This is a genomic window from Desulforhopalus sp. IMCC35007 (assembly GCF_005116575.1).
Taxonomy (GTDB): domain Bacteria; phylum Desulfobacterota; class Desulfobulbia; order Desulfobulbales; family Desulfocapsaceae; genus Desulforhopalus_A.
The window spans coordinates 84,009-106,605 of sequence record NZ_SWCN01000003.1 but is presented as its reverse complement, the minus strand read 5'-3'; the positions used below and the strand labels follow the sequence as shown (position 1 = coordinate 106,605).

Here is a 22,597-nt window from a genome sequence, read left to right as displayed (position 1 = left end):
ATTATTGCCGATCAAATTAATGTTCTGTCTCTTTTGCAGAGACGGTTACCTAACGCCCATTACAGAGCACGACACATAACAGAACTCTCAACTCTGCCACGTATCACTAGACGATTTCCTGTGGCTGTTAGCATTAATCTGGGGCCTGCCAACACAAAATGGGAATGACCTCCGGCCATTCCCATTTCTGCTTCACGCGGGTATAAGCAAAACTTACATGTTTCTGCGGTACTGTCCTCCCACCTCATATAAGGCGTTGGTAATCTGGCCCAGGCTACAGTGTCGGACCGTGTGTAGGAGTTCCTCGAAAATGTTGCCATTGCCAAGGGCCACTTCCTTGAGACGATTCAGGGCTTTTGGGCATTCTGTCTGGTGTTTGCTATGGAACTGTGCCAGCCGATCGATCTGTTCATTTTTCTCTTCGTCGGTGGATCTGGCAAGCTCCAGGGTTGCTGTCTGGGCATCATAATCAATATCTGGATTTCTAAAGGTGTTGACACCGATGATGGGATAAGCACCGGAATGTTTGAGATATTCATAGTACATGGATTCTTCCTGAATCTTACTGCGCTGATACCCTGTTTCCATGGCACCCAACACGCCGCCCCTGTCTGTGATCCTGTCAAATTCCACCATGACCGCCTCTTCAACAAGGTCAGTGAGTTCCTCGACGATAAAGGATCCCTGGTTGGGGTTCTCATTTTTGGCAAGGCCCCATTCCCTGTTGATAATGAGCTGGATGGCCAGAGCACGCCGCACGGATTCTGCACTTGGCGTGGTGATAGCCTCGTCAAAGGCGTTGGTATGAAGGCTGTTGCAGTTATCGTAGATTGCGCACAGGGCCTGGAGGGAGGTGCGGATGTCATTGAACTGGATTTCCTGGCTGTGCAGGGATCTGCCCGAGGTTTGAATGTGGTATTTCAAACGCTGTGAGGTTGTTGATGCCCCATATTTCTCTTTCATGGCAATGGACCAGATACGTCTTGCCACCCTGCCTATAACCGTATATTCAGGGTCCATACCGTTTGAAAAAAAGAAGGAGAGGTTGGCCGCGATCGCGTCGATGTCCATCCCTCGTGCCAGGTAATATTCAACATAAGTGAAACCATTACTGAGGGTCAGGGCCAGCTGGGTAATTGGGTTAGCCCCCGCCTCTGCGATGTGGTAGCCAGACACCGAAACGGAGTAGAAGTTTTTAACGTTTTGGGCAATAAAAAATTCCTGAATATCACCCATCATTTTAAGAGCGAACTCAATGGAAAAGATACAGGTGTTCTGGCCCTGATCTTCTTTCAGGATATCTGCCTGAACGGTTCCCCGGACGTTTTCCAGTACTTTGGTCTTAATACCGTCATACTCACTTTCATTGGGCTTTCTGTTCATTTCCGCAACAAAGGTATCAACCTGCTGGTCTATTGCGGTATTCATAAACATGGCAAGAATAATCGGTGCTGGACCGTTAATGGTCATGGAAACAGAGGTAGTGGGAGCACAGAGATCAAAACCATCATAGAGGAGTTTGACATCATCAAGGGTACAGATGCTCACCCCTGATGTCCCTATTTTTCCGTAAATATCCGGTCGTACAGCAGGGTCCCAACCATAGAGGGTTACCGAGTCAAAGGCGGTGGACAGTCGCTTTGCAGCATAGTTTTCGCTCAACAGCTTAAAGCGGGCGTTGGTTTGTCGCGGGCCACCTTCGCCTGCAAACATTCGGGTGGGATCTTCACCGGCCCTTTTCATTGGAAAGACGCCGCCGGTAAAGGGGAAATAACCTGGCAGGTTTTCCTTCCTGATCCAGCGGTAGATGTCACCGGGGTCTTTGAATTTTGGCAGAGAGATTTTAGGAATCTTAGAATGAGAAAGCGATTCGGTGTGCAGGGGAACTCGGATTTCCCTCCCACGAACAGTGTAGACCAGCTCTTCTCCGGAATACTGTTTTTCCATTTCCAGCCACTGGTTAATGGTATCTTGAGTCTGGCTGTCAACACCCTTGGCAACAATCTTTGCCTCAACCTTGAGCGTCTCAATTGCCTGCTCTATACTTGAATCGGATTTAGCCAGCAAAAGCTCTATAGTCTTTGTGACATGGTTACTTAAACGCAGTGCTTCGGTCTGTTTGTCCGTTTTTTTATGGTACTCACGGATTGTTGAAGCGATTTCTGCGAGGTAGCGAATCCGCTCTGAAGGGATGACTATGGTCTTGGAGGAGGAAAACTTCTGACTGGATTTTTCGAGGTTAGAAACCAGGTGCAGACCAGATTTCTCATTCAGTTGTTCAATTATTCCATGGTAGAGCGCGGTGATCCCGTCGTCATTAAATTTTGAGGCTATAGTTCCATAAACAGGGAACTGTTCTGGCGGGGTTCCCCAGGCTTTGCGGTTACGCTGAACTTGCTTGCGAATGTCGCGAAGGGCATCATCGCTGCCTTTTTTCTCAAATTTGTTGATGACAATTAAATCCGCATAATCGAGCATATCGATTTTTTCCAGTTGAGACGGTGCACCGTATTCACTGGTCATAACGTACATCGATATATCGGAGAGTTCGGTGATTTTCGAATCGCCCTGTCCAATTCCAGCCGTTTCTGCAATAATGAGATCAAAGCCTGCCGCCTTAACGACCTGGATCGCCTCAGGCAGGACCTCGGATACTTCGGTTGCAGATTCCTGAGTGGCAAGACTGCGCATGTAAACCTTATCAGAACCGCTGATTGAGTTCATGCGGATCCTGTCACCCAAGAGCGCTCCTCCGGTTTTTCTCCTTGATGGATCACAGCTGATGATAGCAATACGGATATCTTTTATGTCATGGAGGAATCTGACAATGATTTCGTCGGTAAGGGAAGACTTGCCGGCACCACCTGTTCCGGTAATACCGATAACCGGCGGATTATTTTTCTTGGCAAGCGGCGCAAGCATATTGATAAGCTGCTCATACTTGTCCTGATCTCCCCGCTTTGCCTGTTGAACGGCGGTAATAAATCCGGCAATTGTCTTGGCCTCTGTGTGGCTGAGTTTGGCAGGGTCAAGTTTGTGGAAGGGCAGGGTGGAAAAATCGAGGATACCAATCATGTGATTGATCATCCCCTGCAGCCCCATGGTGTTGCCGTCTTCCGGGGAATATATTTTAGCAACACCGTATGCTTCAAGCTCTTTTATCTCATCGGCCACAATGACTCCACCACCGCCACCAAAGACTTTTATATGGGAGGAATCTTTCTCTTTTAAAAGGTCTATCATATATTTGAAAGCCTCCATATGCCCACCCTGGTAGCTGGACATGGCAATACCCTGGGCATCTTCCTCTATGGCGGTTTCAACCAGTTCCTGGACAGACCTGTTGTGGGCAAGGTGGATGACTTCTACACCGGAATCCTGCAATATTCGGCGCATGATGTTGGTCGATGCATCATGACCATCAAAAAGAGAAGTGGCAGTGATTACTCTAACGACATTCTTTGGTCTGTAAATTTCGACATCCACTTGCATGTTAGCTCCTTTACTCATGTCTGGTGAGGAGCTCGATTGAAAAAATCCACAGGTAAGGCCGTTATTTTCAATCAAACTCCTGGGAGTAGATAACAAACGATTTACTGTCATACAGCCGGATGCCGGTGCAGAGGTTAATGAAGAAATAAAAAAACTGCAGCCTTCCTACTCTTCCAGAAACCTCATAATGAAATCCGTCTGCTGCTCTATATACTGCTCAATGGTAAAGTTATGGGCGAAATACCAGCGTCTGAACGCCCAGGTATGGCCGATAACGGAAATATTATGTCCGGCCAGGTTGATACGATCATTGCTTAGCGCTGGAAGTTTGCCCAGGTGCCGCAGCTCTTTCATTGCATCGATAAATAACTGGGTTATCCGGAGTTCTGCTTCCAGTACCTTTTCCTGCCATTTTTTCGGAAGAAAATGTGTTACCTGATACATGAGCAGCACATGATCACTCATGCGATTGCAGACGAGAAAGAACTCTCGAATCACCTCGGCAAGAGCTGCCTTACCAACGGTTGGTCTGGCAAGGGCTTCTTTTATCCCGTGCTCCACCTCGGCGTGAATGGCAATGCAGACCAGGTAGAGGACATCCTCTTTACTTGATACATATTCATAGAGGGAACCGATGGACATTTTCGTCTCCTTGGCAAGTTCCCTGGTTGTTGTTTTGTGGTATCCCTTTTTTATAAATAATTTTACAGCACCATCAACAATCTGCCGTCTTCGCTCTATAACCAGTTCCTGGTTTTTTATATGGGTTGCAACTTCATGTGAAGTTTCATTTTCAGCCATGGTCTTTGTTTCTCCTCATAATTCTTTTGGTATGTCTTTTGATATATTGAATAAATATTTTGAAAAACTATACAATATTTCATGAGAACAAAAGAAAAATTTGGCCTTCGGTTATGAACGAAGAATCTTCTGCTGGTATATGGTACCGGTGGTTCGCCGGTTTTTATCCTGTTTGTCAGCGAAGCTTATATTCCGTACTTGTTTCTCGTCTTATCTTGTGAGGTTCGAGCCAATGACCAACCGTTGTACTTCACTGGTTCCCTCATAGATTTCGGTAATTTTCGCATCACGCATCATCCTTTCCACAGGAAAGTCTCTGGTGTAGCCATAGCCTCCGAGTACCTGCACCGCCTGGGTGGTCACCTTCATGGCAGTTTCACTTGCCATAAGTTTTGCCATGGCAGAAGCCTGGGAGTAGGAGATACCATTGCTCGCCTTATAGGCAGCACTATAAACAAGCAATCTTGACGCTTCTATCTGGGTGGCCATGTCCGCGAGCTGAAACTGCACCCCTTGAAAGCGTGATATGGGAGAGTCAAACTGTTTGCGCTCTTTTGCATAGTTGACGGCAGCTTCAAGTGCCCCCTGGGCAATACCAAGGGCCTGGGAGGCGATACCGATTCTCCCGCCATCAAGGGTCTTCATCGCAATCTTGAAACCCTGTCCCTCCTGGCCTAACAGATTGGCCGCAGGAACGGTGCAGTTATCAAAGATCAGCTCCATGGTGGGTGAGCTGCGGATACCAAGCTTTTGTTCTTTTTTACCAAAGGAAAATCCGGGTGTTCCTTTTTCAACGATAAAAGCACTGATACCGTGGTGTTTCTGGGCTTCTTTATCTGTTCTGGCAAGAACCACATAGGTTTCAGCTTCACCGGCATTGGTGATAAATATTTTTGTCCCGTTCAGTATCCAGGCATCACCTTCTTTCATTGCGGTGGTCCTGGTACCACCGGCATCGGAACCTGCCGAGGGTTCAGTGAGGCCGAAGCCGCCTAATTTTTCTCCACTGGCAAGAGGGACCAGAAACTGCTGTTTCTGTGACTCTGAACCAAAGAGATAAATTGGATTGGCGCAAAGTGAGAGATGAGCGGAAAGGGTGACTCCGGTGGAGGCACAAACCCTGGAAAGTTCCTCAACCGCAATGGCATAACTTATATAATCTGCACCGGCACCACCGTATTCTTCAGGGAAGACGATGCCTGTAAGACCGAGCTCTCCGAGTTTGTCAAACATTAACGCTCTGTCAAAACGTTCTTCTTCATCACGGATTTTTGCAGATGGAGCAACCTCAGTCTCTGCAAATTCGCGGACCATGTTGCGTATAAGGTTCTGTTCCTCGGTTAATTCAAAATTCATTTCTTGCTCCAGTTACACTTTCTATACATTATAAATAGCATGAGCTATATTTCTTATCGTATTAAATATGCGGCAAATATGTCTTATATATTTGCCGCATATTTATGGGTTCAGATCACTTCTTTTTCGTTGAAAGCTCAGGGAAATCCCAGTAGTAATATTCCTGTTTTTCCTGAGGAGCATTACCGGCTTTTTTGTCGATTTCCTGTTGGCGTAATTCAACCCTTCTGATTTTACCGCTGAGGGTTTTAGGTACTGCAGGAACAAACTCAATAATTCTTGGGATCTTGAATTTGGCCAGGATCTTAATGGTATGTTTGAAAAGATCTAAGGCAAGTTCTCGTGAAGGCTCATGACCTTCTTTAAGAATGCAGAACGCTTTTACCAACTGGTGCCTTTTTTCATCGGGTACTCCGACAATCGCAGATTCGGCCACTGCAGGATGCTCAAGCAGGGCACTTTCGACCTCAAATGGTCCTATACGAAAATCGGCTGATTTAATAACATCATCACTACGTCCGACAAACCACCAGTAGCCATCCGCATCAATCGAGGCCCTGTCACCGGTGTAATAGTAATTGTTAACAAAAACTCCGGCCATCTTCTCAGGATTGCCAATATACTCGGTAAACAGACCAATGGATCGCCATCTGTCGAGTCTGACCACGATATGGCCCGGTTCATCGGGTTGAGTAACCTCTTTGCCGTTATCATCCACCAGGGTAACATCATACATGTAGGATGGCTGGCCAAAGGAGCCGTTACGCATCTTACCATTCATCCAGGGATGGTTACCTATCATGGCTGTGGATTCCGTCTGACCATAAAAGTCACGAATCTCGGTCCCTGTGAGTTTTTTCCATTTGTTGATAACTTCAGGGTTAAGGGGTTCGCCTGCACCTATGGATTGACGGAGGTTGGAAAAATCAAACTTTGAGGTATCCAGGTTGATAAACATTCGCCATGCGGTAGGAGGCGCACAGAAGGTGGATATTTTATGCTTGGTGATTTGAGTGAGATATTTATTTCCATCAAGCACGGTGAAGTTGAAGCCGGAGGCGGTCGCGCCGACATTAAGGGGCGCGAAAAAGCTCGACCATGCCCATTTTGCCCAGCCTGGAGCTCCGAGGTTGTGGTGAATATCCCCGGTCTGAATTCCGGTCATTACAGAGGTGGAGAGGTGGCCCAGGGGATAGGAAACGGCGGTGTGACCGACGCGTTTTGGCAGGCCGGTTGTTCCTGAAGTGAAAAAACAGAAAAGCAGATCGCTGGATTTGGTCTTGGCGGCTTCGGCCACCTTGGATTCTTTATCGAGATCCGTGTAGCTGGTCCAGCCTTCTTTTTTTCCAAGAACTATTTTGATTTTCGGAGTGAGATTTTTAGTCCGAAGAGCATCGTCAATGATATCGGTATATATCTCCTGGGCGATGATCGCATCTGCCGGATAGGTCTCAAACCTGAATTCAAGCTCTCTGGTCGTCATGGTAGTGGCGGTGGGTACGGTGACTAAACCACCCTTGACGCAGGCATAACTGGAAAACCAGGTCTCAGGGACAATCGGCACCATAAGATACATGTTATCGCCTTTTTCTACCCCGGCCTTCCGTAAGACATTTAAACACTGATTGCCTCGCTCGGCAAACTCCTTATAGGTAAATGTCCGACTCTCGTCGGTCAGAATATCTGCCCAGATGAGAGCTTTTTTGTCACCACGGTCCTTGACATGAACCCCTTCAAAAATTTCAGCGGCCCAGTTAAAGTATTCGGGCATCTCCATGTAATTGAGCTTTTCAAAGAACGCTTTTGCTGCTAGTCGTTTACTGTCATTATCATCCATCATGTTAAGGTCCATTACTTCCCGGTACAGATTTTCCATACTCATGAGTGACTCCTTACAGGTTAGATTTCAAAATCAAGGCCAGATAGCTCCTGGTTTAAGCCGAAGGCAACAGCAAAAAGCATATAAACTGAGCGCTCGGTCGGTTCCCGTACGTGAAATAGATAATAATTATTTATAATTGTCAAAGCTTTTTTTTATTTGAAAAGCTTTAGTGCTATTTTTTACGTTAAAATAGGAGGTAAGAAAGTATGGAGATGTTCTTTGTTTCTTATTATTATCAAAATAATTGAGCATAACGGGGCCTGCTTCAGAGCAAAAAGAACCCTCCTGCCTGGGTAGAGTTGGATAACACATAAAAATCTGTAAAAATGATTGACAAACACATTGTGCTGCGGCAACATAAATATGATTGAGCGCTTGGTCGGTTTCCGGGTTTACTGTATATCACACAAAGACATATTGCCTGCTATCTTCTTTTCAGATGATGTGAAGGGGGTATCAGCTCAGGGATACATTGACAAAAAGATCTGGTGAATGAGGCTGAAAAATGAAAAAGGCTGTAATCGTAAGTGCAGTAAGGTCGCCCTTTGGAAGTTTTGGTGGAACTCTGAGTAAAATTGGAGCAACTGATCTGGGCGCTTGTGTTATAAAAGAAGCGGTAGTCCGAGCCGGTATTGAAAAGACCGCAGTGGAAGAGTGCATCATGGGCATGGTCCTCCCTTGCGGATATGGGCAGAACCCTGCTAAACAGGCGGCAATCAAGGCTGAACTACCTCAGGAAGTGGAGGCCTTTACGGTAAACAAGGTCTGCGGCTCAGCACTCAAGGCGGTGATGCTGGCAGCCCAGGCAATCCAATGCGGAGACGCTGATGTTATTGTTGCCGGTGGAATGGAGAGTATGAGCTCAGCCCCATACTATTTAGAGAAAGCACGCTGGGGCCACAGGATGGGGCCCGGGAAAATTGAAGATCATATGCTCCATGACGGACTCTGGGATGTGGTCAACGATTTTCATATGGGTATGTCCAATGAGCTTATCTGCGACAAATGGAAGGTCAGCCGGGAAGAGCAGGACAGGTTTGCAGAAGAATCCTACTCCAAGGCCTTAAAAGCGATTGAGGCTGGAAGCTTTAAAGACGAAATCCTGCCGATTCCAGTACCTGGCAGGGGCGGTGCGGTTAAGATGTTTGATACCGATGAGTGCCCTGTTCCAACGAGTTACGAGAGTCTTTCCAAGATGCGGCCGGCTTTTAAGGCTGACGGTTATGGGACGGCAGGCAATGCATCAATCATAAGTGATGGTGCAGCCGCTGTGGTTGTTATGAGCCTTGAAAAGGCCAAAGAACTTGGCTGTACGATCCTTGCGGAAATTGGTGCCCAGGCATCAGCTGGCATTGAACTTCAATATGTTCTTATGGCACCTATTCTTGCCATTCCTAAGGTGCTGAAAAAAGAAGGGGTCACCCTTGCCGATATTGATCTGTTTGAGATTAATGAAGCCTTTTCCGGAACTTCGGTTGCGATCAACAAGGTTCTTGAACTCGACACCTCAAAGGTAAATGTCAACGGAGGTGCGGTAGCTCTCGGTCATCCCATTGGTGCAAGTGGTGGCCGTCTGCTGGTCTCCTTACTCCATGAGATGGGCCGACGCGATCTTAAACGGGGTCTGGTCTCCCTCTGTCTTGGTGGGGGAGAGGCCGTTGCGATGATCGTTAACCGATAATTTTCATAGAGGATATGACAATGGAAGTAAAGAAATTTGGAGTTATTGGTGCAGGCCAGATGGGAAATGGTATCGTTCAGGTCGCTGCAACAAGCGGTCTTGACGTACTGATGAGTGATATCAAAGAAGAATTTACGGCTAAAGGTTTTCAGACCATAGAAAAGAACCTGAACAGAAGTGTCGAAAAAGGGAAAATCAACAGTTCTGACCGTGATGCTATTTTATCGAGGATAAGCACAACCACAGACCTGCAGGATATGGCGGGTATGGATTATGTTGTTGAGGCGGCGGTTGAGCGCGAGGATCTCAAATTTCAGATTTTCAGGGATCTCGACACCTTCTGCCCGCCTCACACTATTCTTGGAACCAACACTTCCTCAATTCCTATTGGCAGGATTGCTGCCCAGACCAAACGACCTGAAAAAGTCATCGGCTTTCATTTTATGAATCCGGTCCCCGTTATGAAACTGGTTGAGGTCATCAGAGGGCTGGCTACTGATGACGAGACCTTTCAAACCACCTGGGATCTTTGCTTTACATTTGGTAAGACTCCTGCTGAGGCCAACGATTTCCCAGGGTTCATTGCCAACAGGATCTTGATGCCAATGATCAATGAGGCCGTCTTTTGCCTGTACCAGAGTGTCGGCAAGGCTGAAGATATCGACACGGTCATGCGGCTTGGAATGAATCACCCCATGGGGCCACTTGCCCTGGCCGACCTCATTGGCCTTGACACCTGCCTGGCCATTATGGAAACCCTGTACGATGGTTTTAAGGATTCCAAATATCGTCCCTGCCCCCTTTTGCGTAAATATGTTGAGGCGGGCTGGCTGGGTCGTAAAACCGGCAAAGGATTTTATCAGTATTGACAAAAGGTGACTTCCTGCCTGTCGAGCTGTTTGTTCGCCGTTGTTCTTGAGGAGTATAATATTAGAGGAGCCATGAACGAGACTACCTTCACAATTCCTGCACAGGAGCTGGAAAATCGTATCAAAAAGCTGCAGCAGTCCCTTGTGAAAAAGGGGATGGACGCGGCCTTAATTATCCAGAAAACCGATTTTTTTTATTTCAGCGGTACGGCGCAGCAGGGCTGGCTCTATGTCCCGGCTGAAGGTCTGCCTGTCCTGATGATTTTCAAAGATTATGAGAGGGCCTGCAGGGATTCGGCGCTCAAACATGTTGTCTCGCTGGTCAGTGCCAAAAAAATTCCTGAATTTCTGGCAGGCTTTGGTTACTCATCCCCGCTATCTCTTGGTATGGAACTGGACGTTTTACCTGTGAACCTCTATCGTCAGTACCAGGCCATCTTTAAGGGTGCTGTAATCTCGGATGTTTCCACAGAGATTCGTCTTATCAGGGCTGTGAAATCGCTCTTTGAGATAGACAAAATAAGGGTTGCGGCCGGGCTCTCCGATACCGTGGCAGAAAAGGTTAAAGACCTGCTTGAAGTCGGGAAAACAGAAATTGCCCTTGCCGGAGAACTGGAGGCCTATGCCAGAAGCCTGGGCCATCAGGGTATCGTCCGCATGCGGATGTGGGGAAGTGAACTTTTTTACGGCCACCTCATGGCAGGTGCCGATGCCGCAGTTCCAAGTTACCTGGCCTCACCTACAGGTGGGCAGGGCGTGAGCTGTCTGATCGGTCAAGGGGCCGGGTTTAAAAAAATTGAACCCCACGAACCTGTTCTGGTCGACTATGTTTTCGCCCTCGATGGTTACAACTCTGATCACGCTCGCATCTTTTCCATTGGAAAGCTCTCTGATGAGCTCCTGGCCGCCCATGAGGCAATGCTTGAGATTCAGGAGGCGGTAAAAACAAAGGCAAAGCCGGGTGTCTTAACCGGTGAACTGTACGATTTTATGACCGCTCTCGCTGGAGAAAAAGGCTATGATAAATTTTTTATGGGAGTAGGGGACAGACGGATACGCTTTACCGGACACGGAATAGGCCTTGAACTGGATGAATTCCCCTTTATTGCCAAAGGCCAGAAGTTGCCGCTTGAGGCGGGGATGATAATAGCCCTTGAACCAAAGACTATTTTTCCGGGCATTGGGGTTGTGGGTATTGAAAACACCCATCTTGTAACCGAGGCAGGGCTGGAGTCACTTACAAAATATCCCGATGAAATTACCATGTTGGCAGGCTAAACCACAATAGGAAACCTGTCGTATCATATCACTTAATATCACCCATACTGGAGAGGGAAATGTTTGCAGACACTGACAATGCGAATGATTTAACCCATGAAGAAAACGGCAAATTTATTGTGGATCTTTTTCACCGGATAATAATGCATCACGCTCTCTGGTTCACCGAAGTACGCCATCAGATGGGTGAAGAGAAGGCCCTTGAGATGCTCAGTTCTGCTGCCCGTCTGAGCAGTCAGATTCAGATGAAACATCTCAGCGCCCTTTTAGGTTTTACCATGGTAGATGGTGTGCCTTCCTCGCTTCTGGATCTGGAGCCCGATAAACTGAGCGCCCTTAAAGAGCGAATGGCGAAAAACTGGCTGGTCAACGATGGGGTCTGGTTCCAAACGATCGAGGCTACAGAAGGCATGAACGAGGCCAAGCGCTGCAACGACAGTTGCTGGGCCCATTTCTCACCACTAGAAGCGCACTCGATCCGTCAGCTGCTTGGACTGCCGGAAAACAGCGGCCTGCAGGGTTTGAAAAAGGCCCTCGGCTTTCGGGTGTATGCCTGTATTAACGAGCAGTCCATTGTCGATGAAACCGATGAAAGCTTTGTCTTTCAAATGAATAAATGCAGGGTGCAGGATGCGCGCAAGCGAAAAGGTTTGCCCGACTACCCCTGCAAGTCAGCCGGTCTTGTGGAATACAGTTATTTTGCACGGGCAATTGACCAGAGAATAGTCACCAAATGCATTGGTTGTCCTCCGGACAGTCATCCCGACAACTGGTACTGTGCCTGGGAGTTTTCCTTAAAGAAATGAGCTCTATAAAGTATTCATTTTTATCCATTCAGTCATTAAAGGTCCTCTGATATGAATAATATTCTCATAGAAAAAGATAATAATATTGCAACGGTTACCATCAACAGGCCAAAATCGCTCAACGCCCTTAACAAAGAGACCCTGGACGAACTGCTCGTCTGTTTTCATGAGCTGTCCCAGGACCGCCAGACACATGCCATCATTATCACAGGCTCCGGCGAAAAAGCATTTGTCGCCGGAGCAGATATCTCCTATATGCAGAGCCTGACGGCCCAGGAGGGCAGAGCCTTTGGAAAACTCGGCCATCTTGTTATGCATACCATTGAAAACACCCCGCAGCCCGTTATTGCAGCCGTCAATGGGTTTGCCCTTGGGGGAGGTTGTGAACTGGCCCTTTCCTGTGATATGCGTTTTGCCAGTGACAATGCAAAATTCGGTCAGCCGGAAGTAAATCTTGGGGTAATTCCAGGATTTGGAGGGACTCAGAGATTACCCCGTTTAATCGGTAAGGGTCTTGCCAACGAGTTACTGTTCAGCGGTAATATCATTGATGCAACTGAAGCCTTAAGGATTGGTCTAGTAAACAGGGTTTATCCACTCGATGAATTGCTTGGCGAGTGCATGAAACTTGCGCAAACCATCTGTTCTAAGGGACCGGTTGCGGTCAGGCTCTGCAAGGAAGCAGTAAATAACGGGGTTGAAATGGATCTGGGAAGAGGCTGCACCTACGAAGCCGACCTTTTCGGCCTTTGTTTTGCAGGTGACGAACAAAAAGAAGGAATGGCAGCCTTTCTGGAAAAACGGAAACCTGTGTTTAAAAGTTAAGGTGAATTCTACACTATGGTTGCCAGTGGTTATAAGGGCATTGATGCAGAGCAAAATGAACAGAGGAATATACCATGAATCTTGATCTCACCGAGGAACAAAACCTTATCCAGGAAACCGCTCGAGAATTTGCAAGAGACGAACTTGAGCCCGCAGCAGCCGAGCTTGACCGGGGAGGTGATGATTCAATATTTTACCAAAACCTCAAGAAACTGGCAGAACTTGGATTCATGGGCCTTAATATCAAGGATGAATACGGCGGCAGCGAAACAGGCGTGGTGGCCTTCAGTGTTGCCATGACGGAGATAGCCAGGGCCTGTGCCTCTACTGCTGTTACTGTCTCTGTCAATAATATGGTCTGTGAGGTCATTCAGGCCTTAGGCACCGAGGAACAGAAAAAAGCCTATATCAGCAAAATATGCTCCGGTGAATATCCAGCCGGAGCCTTTGCCCTGACAGAACCCGGAGCGGGTTCAGATCCAGCCGGGATGACAACCCGTGCAGTCCTGGACGGTGACGAATGGGTTTTAAATGGTTCAAAAATTTTCATTACCAGTGGTTCCTGTGCCGGAGTTTTTGTGGTGTGGGCGGTAACCGATCCCGAAGCACCAAAGGGCAAAGGGATCAGTCTTTTTCTGGTTGAAGCGGGCACGAAAGGGCTCATTATCGGCAAAAAAGAGACGAAAATGGGGCAACACGCCTCCGCCACCAACGAGATTCTCTTTCAGGATTGCAGGATACCTTCGAATGCCATCATGGGTAAACTCAACGATGGTTTTCGTGCCGCGGTAACAGAGCTTGCCGGAGGACGTATTGGTATCGGTTCTCTTGCCCTCGGCATTGGCCTGGCTGCCATGGATGCAGCGACCAGGTACGCGCTTGAGCGTGTCCAGTTTGGTAAAAAGATTTCTGAATTTCAGGCAATTCAATGGAAAATAGCAGACATGTATACAGCTCTTGAAGCAGGCAGACTGCTGCTCATGAGTGCTGCTTATCAAAAAGAGCAGGGCAGGTCATTTTCAAAAGCGGCCTCAATGGCCAAGGTTTTTACAACGGAAGCGGCAAACACCGCCTGCTATGAAGCTATGCAGATCTTTGGAGGTTATGGCTATACCAACGATTTCCCCATTGAAAGATATACAAGGGACGCGCGAATCACAACGATCTACGAGGGCACCAGTGAGGTCCAGCGACTTATTATCTCGCGGGATATTCTCAGTCAGTTCTCCTAAGATTCATGAAAGGGTAAAACAATGGAAGATTTCATTTTACACAGGCGAAGTATCAGAAGATTTCAGGATAAAGCCGTCGAAGTAGAGAAGATGAACCAGCTTTATGAGGCGGCAAGGTGGGCTCCATCCTGGGGCAATCAGCAGTGCTGTGAACTGGTGGTCATAGAAGACCCGGAAATGAGGGGAAAACTGGCAGCACTGCTTTCTGCTAAAAACCCGGCAACAAAATCATTCGAACAGGCTCCGGTTATTATTGCTGTCTGTGGAATGCCCAAAAAATCCGGATACTATAAGGACCAGCAGGTGACCAGATATGAAAACTGGTTTCTCTATGATCTTGGCATAGTAAGCCAGAACATCTGCCTGAAAGCGGTTGAACTCGGACTGGGAACAGTTATTGTCGGCTCCTTCGACCACGATAAGGCAGAAAAGCTGCTCTCTGTCCCTGATGGCTGTGAGCTTGTCTCCTTCATTGTCCTCGGTTACCCGGATCACGCACCATCGCCACCAAAACGTAAGACAGTCCCCGAATTTGTGCATTTTGGTAAATATTCGACACAATGAGCTAAAAAAAAATGAGCACAAAAGGGGAGGGCAACCATCACCTCCCTTTTGTTTTAAAAACATCAGCTTCCAAAGAGCTTAAATTTGCTATCTTTTCTTATATTGGATTGAGTGAATGTATTTGTTTTTGTACAACATAACGGTTCATGAGAACCAGCGACGACACCTACTTGCGTGACCTACCGTAATTTGGTTCACTCTCCCATTCTGCACTGATGTATTTCCCACCCGGTTGATTCGTTTGTGATCTGTTTTTCCTTTTACTGTGAAGTCACTTCTCTGGCAATTACCTCGCCTATTTCTGCAATTGCGGCATTGCGAGCGTCGAAGGTGGCCTCAGTTTCAGTAATATACACAGTTGCAATAATCGGCTGGCTTTTTGGGGGCCACATAATTGCGGCAATCGAGCGTGAACCGTGACCACCGGCACCTGTTTTGTCAGCTACGACCCATGTACTGGGCACACCAGCACGAAACAGGGCATCGCCGACCTTGTTGCCTTTGAGCCAGTTAATCAGCTGTTCCCGTGAGCGCAGGTTTAAAGTATCACCAAAGACTAAGCTTTTAAGCGTTTGCACCATTGCATTCGGGGTCGTGGTGTCTCGCACATCACCAGGGGTTGCTTCATTCAGGTCTGGCTCCCAGCGGTCGAGTCGAGTGATTGTATCGCCGACAGATCGCACAAACGTTGTTACTGCTTCAGGCCCCCCAATATTACGCAAAATGAAATTTGCTGCTGAGTTGTCACTCATTGACATTGTTGCTTCACAGAGTTCTGAAAGCGACATCCCAGAAGCACCTACACGCGTTTTGGTGACAGGTGAATAGGTTACGAGATCTTTTTCCTCAAATACCACGCTGCGATCAAGTTTTTCTTGGCCAGCATCAACACGAGAAAGTAAAGTTGAACATGCTAAGGTTTTGAATGTACTCGACATAGGAAAACGGTCATCGGCATGATATTGCCAGTTTCGTCCCGTACCCTCTTCGTAAACGGCCACTCCAATCCTGGCATCGAGGTTTTTTTCTATCTGTTGAATAGTTTCGGTCAGGCCTGGATGATTACCAGCGTGTACCTGACAAGGAGTAGAAAAAGTTAAAACGATACAAAGTAGGCCAATAGTGTATGTGAGTTGTTTTTTGAACAGGATCATTTATCCCCCGTAATATTGCTCTGTCATAACATGTGGAGTTGACCGGCGCGACTTAGGAAGACCAGCAGAACGTAGCGAAATGCCGTATCAGCCTCTCTTATTTTTAAATTTGTTGTGTTGATATTGGGTAATTTCCCCCAAACTCTTTCAAAAAGTGATCAGTATATTGCCTTTGCGAAGCTCTTCTTGATAAACAGCGACACTGTCATTCATGTTTTTCAAGATTATTTTGCAACCTTCTCTGACAGCTAACGTTCGCCATCAGCCGCGCACTCCTGTGTCGCCTGCTACATGACATGGTTGGGTATTATCAGGCAATACCTGATACACGATATTGTTTTTCGATCCATTCTTGACCGTGTACATAAGTTTGTCTGCAATCATGATGGCTTCATCGTCACTATTCGGCACTGTAGTAAAGACTGCGACTCCTACGCTAAAGCCGACAGGCCATGAATTCATTCTCATTTCGTTAAGAAGGTTTTGGTGGAGTTTTCCAAACAGTGAGGTTGCACCGGTAAGATCAGCGTTTGGTAGAAGTACTGCAAATTCGTCACCACCGAGGCGCCCAACAATGTCGCTTTTTCTCACCGACGATGACAGGATTGAACCTACTTTAAGAAGAACTCGATCTCCTGTTGTGTGTCCAAAAGTGTCGTTCACATACTTGAAGTTATCAAGATCGATATATCCTAAAGCCATTGGATAACTATACCGACCACACACCTGAATGTGGTGAGACAACCACTCCCTGAAGGCACGCTGATTATTAACGCCGGTGAGAGCGTCGGTCCGAGATAACATTTCCTCATTCACCAAATGATCCTTGATTCCGGATAACAGGGCTACCGTAATACCGAAGAAGCCTAGGCGGACAATGGCATTCCATACAGGTATCCAACTTTGGGAATATACCTGTCCCGCCAGAAGATCGGCATACATCCAAATCACTGCTGAAATAAGACTGATAGATACAGCGTAGATTGTAGTCGAATACCAGCCCACCAACGCAATAGGAATAAGATAGAAAATTGAAAAGGAAACCTCATATCCGGTGATATAGTCAACGAGGCCGAGCAAGCACGTCATCACAAGGCAGGCCAGAAACACCTGCAATGGTTCCCTGGTTCCTAGATATTTGCTGATCCTGATAATCATGTATGAAGTGTCGATTGGTTTCACCCATCGGTAAGTTCAGTTGCCCCGGTGCTGTTCCCACGGCCGACTGGAGCGTTTGATTGTGCAGTTCTCTTATTACTATTCATAAATCAAGCTGATTACAAATACAACTATTACGAAACCACCGAGTAAGACACTATATTTTGAATATGTTTTTTTGTATCCCTTTTGCAGTAGACCACAAATACCTAAGATTAGTGATATTATAACTCCGATACAGGGAACTATCGCTAGTTGAAGTGCACCAACAAGGCCAATTGCTATGCCAACGCCTTCTGTTTCTGAGTAACCTTTGTTTTTAAGCAGTAGTTGGATAAACACAAATATGCATAAGAGGAGTATCGTAGAAATACCTGACAGAATAATTGAAATTTTAGATAACCAACTATGCTGCATTTTGATTTTATTTTTTGGTTGCAATTAAGGTAGAACGGCCAGTTACCCGACCGTCCCCTCGCAGATCCCTGCGTGCGGTATTCTCGCACAGGGCTCTTCAGTATTATTCGTCTCGTACAAAAGCATTTCAGCTCCAGTACCCTGTGATCCGAGGCTGGGGAATTGAGAAACTCCGTAAGAGCTCTTCAAAACCTCGCCAGTTAAAGCTTTTTCGCTGACTCCTCCTGTTCAACCATTTATACACTATCTTGCAACTCAGGTTGTGGAAGGAGCCGAGTTTATCAAAGTTACCACTAACACCGTAATAACTGTAGTGTCCTTGCAGTTTCGCCGTAAATTGCTCCATGAGTTCAGTTACTCCTGAAACACACCGATTGCTTTTGATCCACGCCTTTATATTTAACAGTGCCTGCTGGAATTTCTTCCGACATGTTACCATTCTTACCAGAGGCTTCTTTTTTCTGCTAAGAACCCAGCGATATTCAAAGCCAAGAAAAACAAAACTCTTGCTACGTTTCGTTTCAAACCTGCTGAACCGTATAGCTTTTGTTTTGTCGGCTGCAAGTTCCAGGTTAAACTTGCCCAGGCGTTTGGGAAGAACGCGAACGACCTTCATCAAATCACCGCGATACTGAAAGCAGCACACATAGTCATCGGCAAAACGAATCAGGTAAGCAGCACCCCGACATCTTGGTTTAACAACTTTCTCAAACCAGAGGTCAAGGGCAAAATGGAGATAAATGTTGGCCAGGACTGCGGAGATTACTCCACCCTGAGGTGTTCCTGTAACGGGTAGTATTACCTTGCCGTCAACCTCAAGAATGCCTGCTTTGAGCCACTTCTTCACAAGATGAAGAAATGACTGGTCATTGATACGCTGCTCCAGCATACGCAGAAGCCAATCATGATCAAGATTATCGAAAAAGCCTTTAATATCTGCATCAAGTACCCAGCCGAACTTGCCTCGATGAATACGTTGACTCAACTCAAGAGCCGCTGAACGTGGACCTTTACCCAGCCGATAGCCGTGACTGCACGGCAAGAAATCCTGTTCAAATATGGCTGACAGGATCTGCGCTGCGCAATATTGCACGAGTTTAACACCAGTCTCTGGGATACCTAGAGGACGTTGTTTCCCTCCTGGCTTTGGAATGTATTGTCTTCGGACAAGACCTGCCTTGTAGCGCTTTTCTTTCAACGCTTCTGTTATCTGGCTGACGTTGCTATCCAAATCAAATCCAAACTCTTCCCAGTCCACACCGTCAACTCCTGGAGCTGATTTGCGGTTGAGTTGACCATAGCACCAACGAAGATTGTTCTCGTTGAGTAGGCTGTACAGATTACCGAATCGGTACTTAGGGACTTCCTTTGCTCTTTTTGCTATTCCCCGCAGTGAGGTTTGCATATGTTTATCAGCCTGTCTTATCTGCATATGTTTCCTTTACGGGCTACATAATACTGTCATTCCCTTCCCCATGTGAGCGGCCCTACCGTCTCAGAGTACTATGGAATGATCTGACTCCCTTTTACCCATCAGATGTTCTTCCTGTGGTTGATACATCTTACCTCCACGAAGAGGAGATAAAAGGGCCTCCCAGGTTCCTGACACTTCTCTCACTGCATGCCACGCTCTATGACCCCGGCAGCCCCTCCAGAATCTTGCCATGACGATTCCTTTGTTCTGGCTTCCGATACGTTAAAATCGTCGCCAACTGCACTATACTCTAACGAGGCTGAATTGCTTAAGGGAGGTACGTCTCCCCTGCGGCCTACTGTGTTCCCTGTGTACGCTTCACAACTTTTGTTCACCGTTATTGGCTCCGCAAGTTGCGCAACACTCGGTACGGGCTGCTGGCTAGGCTTTACCCGACAGGGACTTCCTGCTGTGTAGCAGCGCACCCTGTAAGAAGCGCCAAGCTTCGCCTGGCGCACTAACGTAGAGGTAACCGGCGAGCTTCAGCGAGTCCGTGTTGACTGATTGGTGTGCGCCCGGCATGGGCATGAACTAATGGGGTTAAAGTCCCCTGTGTGTGATCCTGTGTTAAGTCATAGATTTAACACTAAACACTAACCGATGGCAAGAGCATTACCGTGAGGTGGTGTTTGGAGGAAGCCTAAGTGTAACGATGTGGGTCGACGAACAGAAATATCATATAAGGCCGAGTCTCTGGGTAAGGCAGCACAACATGTTTAAGCCCAAGGATCAGGAGATACGGTAAATGATGCGATCGCTCATCAGAAGTTCACGCAATTACCCGGGGAGGCCTGTCTCACATGCAACCAGTAACGGTGGCGCAACTGCTGGCAACAGTAGCTGTGATGAGACAGGAGTCAGCAGAGGCCATAGTAGGTGCAGGACGTCGCCAAATGTAGATAGGCGGTTGGAAACGAGCTCGGTGAATAGAAAAGCCGGGAGGATCACCCCACTGAAGGGCCGAACATGAAGAATGAAGGAAAAGTACTCGTAAGCTATAGAGCTGTGTCGACCCCGTCCGGGGGAGCAGCTTCTGTGCGCGTTGTGGGAAAACTACCTTCACAACCCATTTCACTTGAGCGTATCTTAGCAACTGACAACATTTCATTGGCGTGGAAGAAGGTGAAATCGAACAAAGGAGCTTCCGGTATTGACGGGGTAACTATTGACGAATTCCCTTATCAGTTTCGTGAATGTTGGGCAGAGATACGCACTGCTATTCTTGAAGGAGTCTATACACCTAAACCGGTAAAACGCGTGGAAATAGAAAAACCGGACGGAGGAATTCGTCCGCTCGGTATTCCATCTGTTTTGGACCGGGTCATTCAACAGGCTATAACCCAGGTCATTGAGCCACACTTCGATTACTATTTCTCAGAATCAAGTTTTGGGTTCAGACCTGGCAGATCAGCACATGGTGCAATACGCCGTGTAAAATCATTTATCAGTGAGGGACGAAAGATTGCCGTAGACGCGGATTTGTCAAAGTTTTTCGACAGAGTTGCGCATGATGTCCTTATGGCAAGAGTATCCCATCGGATAAGTGATAAACGAGTGTTGAAACTGATTGGCAAGTATCTACGGGCCGGAGTGGTTATAAACAACCGCCTTCAGGGGACGTCACTTGGCGTTCCACAAGGTGGCCCACTTTCACCGTTGCTTGCCAACATAATGCTCGATGATCTGGACAAAGAGTTGGAGAAGCGTGGTCACCGCTTCTGTCGGTACGCAGATGACTTCATCATATTAGTTCGAAGTCCTCGTGCAGGTAAACGGGTTATGAGGTCGATTCGCAACTTTCTGGGATCTCGACTGAAATTACTCGTAAACGAACAGAAAAGTAAGGTAGTACCTGTTGAGAGATGCACATTTCTCGGCTTTACTTTTAAGCGCGGTAAAATCCGTTGGACCGATAAGGCGTTTCAGAAGTTTAAGAGGCGTATCCGGGAACTCACTGGCCGAAGTTGGCGAGTATCCATGGATTACAGGATGATGAAGCTACGTCAATACATTCGAGGGTGGATAAATTACTTTGGAATTGCAGAGTACTATCGTCCTGTCCCTGGGATTGATGAGTGGATTCGCCGCAGGGTTCGTATGTGCTATTGGAAACAGTGGCGATACGCCAGAACCAAAGTGCGGAATCTCCTGAAACTCGGTACCAATAAGCGGCATGCCATTTTATCCGCTCTGAGTCGTAAAAGTTATTGGCACATGTCAAGGACCCTGGCCACACAGTCGGGCATGACAAACCTATGGTTGGCTGATCAAGGGCTTGTATCAATCAAGAAATTGTGGAGTGTGATTCACTACCCGGCTACGGCTCGGTAATCTTCGTGAAACGCCAAGTGCGGACCCGCATGCTTGGTGTTGTGGGGGCTGGGGGAGAAAAACCCCCGGCTACCCGATTGTGTGATTTTTTATTCAAAGTCTTGGAGATAGCGAGCTTCTCCAGCTTCATTAATAACAATTTTATTGGCAATAATTTTCAATTCATTTCGGTAAAACGTTTCGAACATTGCTTCGATTTTACCTGTTTCTTGGAGTGGTATCTTGATAACATTTGTGTGTTTTTTGTCATTTATTAGGAAATATCCATAATCTAATTGATTTGGTATGTCGTCTGGCTCAGTTAAGATGCTTGCATTTTCAAACTTAATTTCAATAGCTTGAACCCAACACGTACCTTTATCAATACCTGGCTCTCCCTCAGAACGATGAATTATCGCCTCATTGAAACGAAGAATCGTTGATGCACCCTCACTTATAATTTCATTCAATGTTGAATCATGTATTTCGAATGCAATGTTCATTTTTTTTCTACACACAACGTGGAGTTCTGCGAGAGCCGGGCTTTTTCGGCTTCCGCAGAAACGTTTTGTTAACTTTTTATTATTATTTGTTTTTTTATTTTCAGCATGGCCCATTTAGCAACCTAAAAATAAAAATATCGAAAAATTCATTCCATGATTTAGGTGCTGCCGGGTAAAAAGCTGACGATGCTGACTGCATAACGAAATATAAAATAACATTACCAGCAACAAAAGAGCTTCGAATGCCCAGCCTACTAAGCTTAGGATGTGGCCAAACAAACAAAGTTACAAGAACCACAGAAAAAGACAAAACAAACATTTTCTTGTGCCATACATAACCGCCACAAGAAAATAAACCGAAATATATTCCCCCAACAACTGCAAATATAAGCGATACAATCAGTATGGAAAAACGTAATTTATTTTCTATGGACTTCATGTTGTGTGATTCATTGCCTGCTTGTTGAGAGTTTTTTTATTTTTTTTGATGCCGTTATTTTTGTGAAGTTAACATTTAATATACATCTGATGTCTTTCGGGGGAAGTTTTGCCCCAAAATCCTTTCTAAGCAAATGTTTCATTACCTTCTTCACCACATTTTTACCGAATCCTTACGTGGTAATCTCTAGCTTACGAGTACGTATGTGCAAGAAATACATATCTTTTTGGTTAGAGTAGACCAAGAGCACACTCTCTGCAATAAAAAATTGTTCGGTGATATAATTAGTTAGATTATGCGCAAATAGCCGTGTTATGCATCAGTTGCATAACTTGCAATTTCAATAATCTTTTACT

At 46.6% G+C, this 22,597-nt stretch carries 17 protein-coding genes; 8 read left to right on the top strand and 9 right to left on the bottom strand.

Going from position 1 to position 22,597, the window contains the following annotated elements; genetic code table 11:
* Positions 1 to 213 precede the first annotated feature (213 nt).
* The 4 genes from icmF to FCL48_RS03905 all read right to left on the bottom strand — a co-directional run bounded on the left by icmF (position 214) and on the right by FCL48_RS03905 (position 7,531).
* Entirely contained in the window at positions 214 to 3,492 is a 3,279-nt protein-coding gene (icmF, locus tag FCL48_RS03920; RefSeq protein WP_136870945.1) for a fused isobutyryl-CoA mutase/GTPase IcmF, read from the bottom strand.
* Between the two features lie 165 nt (positions 3,493 to 3,657).
* Positions 3,658 to 4,293 carry a TetR/AcrR family transcriptional regulator gene (locus FCL48_RS03915; protein ID WP_136870944.1) on the bottom strand — a complete coding sequence of 212 codons (636 nt, stop codon included), beginning with the start codon at positions 4,291 to 4,293 and terminating at the stop codon, positions 3,658 to 3,660.
* Positions 4,294 to 4,503: 210 nt separating this feature from the next.
* Positions 4,504 to 5,649, bottom strand: coding sequence for an acyl-CoA dehydrogenase (locus tag FCL48_RS03910; RefSeq protein ID WP_136870943.1), 1,146 nt, complete (start codon positions 5,647 to 5,649; stop codon positions 4,504 to 4,506).
* 115 nt (positions 5,650 to 5,764) lie between these two features.
* Positions 5,765 to 7,531 (bottom strand): AMP-binding protein, encoded by a 1,767-nt coding sequence (locus FCL48_RS03905; RefSeq protein WP_136870942.1) that lies wholly within the window; start codon positions 7,529 to 7,531, stop codon positions 5,765 to 5,767.
* 505 nt (positions 7,532 to 8,036) lie between these two features.
* On the opposite strand from FCL48_RS03905, the gene FCL48_RS03900 reads away from it, so the two are divergent.
* From FCL48_RS03900 to FCL48_RS03870, 7 genes are all read left to right on the top strand, one after another.
* Entirely contained in the window at positions 8,037 to 9,212 is a 1,176-nt protein-coding gene (locus FCL48_RS03900; RefSeq protein ID WP_136870941.1) for an acetyl-CoA C-acetyltransferase, read from the top strand.
* A 20-nt stretch (positions 9,213 to 9,232) separates the two neighbouring features.
* Complete coding sequence (locus FCL48_RS03895) at positions 9,233 to 10,081, top strand: 3-hydroxybutyryl-CoA dehydrogenase (RefSeq protein WP_136870940.1); 849 nt, start codon at positions 9,233 to 9,235, stop codon at positions 10,079 to 10,081.
* A 72-nt stretch (positions 10,082 to 10,153) separates the two neighbouring features.
* Entirely contained in the window at positions 10,154 to 11,359 is a 1,206-nt protein-coding gene (locus FCL48_RS03890) for a Xaa-Pro peptidase family protein (RefSeq protein WP_136870939.1), read from the top strand.
* Positions 11,360 to 11,418: 59 nt separating this feature from the next.
* The gene (locus tag FCL48_RS03885; protein ID WP_136870938.1) at positions 11,419 to 12,165 is read left to right on the top strand and encodes a DUF6125 family protein; all 747 of its coding nucleotides are present in this window, start codon (positions 11,419 to 11,421) and stop codon (positions 12,163 to 12,165) included.
* A gap of 51 nt (positions 12,166 to 12,216) precedes the next feature.
* A complete protein-coding gene (locus tag FCL48_RS03880) occupies positions 12,217 to 12,990 on the top strand; it encodes an enoyl-CoA hydratase-related protein (RefSeq protein ID WP_136870937.1) in 774 nt (257 codons plus the stop codon).
* 74 nt (positions 12,991 to 13,064) lie between these two features.
* Positions 13,065 to 14,222 carry an acyl-CoA dehydrogenase family protein gene (locus FCL48_RS03875; RefSeq protein ID WP_136870936.1) on the top strand — a complete coding sequence of 386 codons (1,158 nt, stop codon included), beginning with the start codon at positions 13,065 to 13,067 and terminating at the stop codon, positions 14,220 to 14,222.
* A gap of 21 nt (positions 14,223 to 14,243) precedes the next feature.
* Positions 14,244 to 14,786: a nitroreductase family protein gene (locus FCL48_RS03870; RefSeq protein ID WP_136870935.1), complete on the top strand. Its 543-nt coding sequence runs from the start codon at positions 14,244 to 14,246 to the stop codon at positions 14,784 to 14,786.
* Positions 14,787 to 15,046: 260 nt separating this feature from the next.
* Here the strand turns inward: FCL48_RS03870 and bla are convergent, their stop codons facing one another.
* The 3 genes from bla to ltrA (FCL48_RS03855) form a co-directional block, all read right to left on the bottom strand.
* On the bottom strand, positions 15,047 to 15,940 hold the full coding sequence (gene bla / locus FCL48_RS03865) for a class A beta-lactamase (RefSeq protein ID WP_136870934.1): 894 nt from the start codon (positions 15,938 to 15,940) through the stop codon (positions 15,047 to 15,049).
* 261 nt (positions 15,941 to 16,201) lie between these two features.
* The gene (locus FCL48_RS03860; RefSeq protein WP_136870933.1) at positions 16,202 to 17,098 is read right to left on the bottom strand and encodes a GGDEF domain-containing protein; all 897 of its coding nucleotides are present in this window, start codon (positions 17,096 to 17,098) and stop codon (positions 16,202 to 16,204) included.
* 544 nt (positions 17,099 to 17,642) lie between these two features.
* Positions 17,643 to 18,947: a group II intron reverse transcriptase/maturase gene (ltrA, locus tag FCL48_RS03855; protein WP_205747640.1), complete on the bottom strand. Its 1,305-nt coding sequence runs from the start codon at positions 18,945 to 18,947 to the stop codon at positions 17,643 to 17,645.
* Positions 18,948 to 19,955: 1,008 nt separating this feature from the next.
* Between ltrA (FCL48_RS03855) and ltrA (FCL48_RS03850) the strand changes: the two genes are divergently transcribed.
* Entirely contained in the window at positions 19,956 to 21,320 is a 1,365-nt protein-coding gene (gene ltrA, locus FCL48_RS03850) for a group II intron reverse transcriptase/maturase (protein WP_136870932.1), read from the top strand.
* An 89-nt stretch (positions 21,321 to 21,409) separates the two neighbouring features.
* On the opposite strand, the gene FCL48_RS03845 is transcribed toward ltrA (FCL48_RS03850), so the two are convergent.
* Both FCL48_RS03845 and FCL48_RS03840 read right to left on the bottom strand, forming a co-directional pair.
* Positions 21,410 to 21,916 (bottom strand): hypothetical protein, encoded by a 507-nt coding sequence (locus FCL48_RS03845; protein WP_136870931.1) that lies wholly within the window; start codon positions 21,914 to 21,916, stop codon positions 21,410 to 21,412.
* Positions 21,903 to 22,241: a hypothetical protein gene (locus FCL48_RS03840; protein WP_136870930.1), complete on the bottom strand. Its 339-nt coding sequence runs from the start codon at positions 22,239 to 22,241 to the stop codon at positions 21,903 to 21,905. Before FCL48_RS03840 ends, FCL48_RS03845 begins: the two co-directional genes overlap by 14 nt.
* Positions 22,242 to 22,597 lie beyond the last annotated feature (356 nt).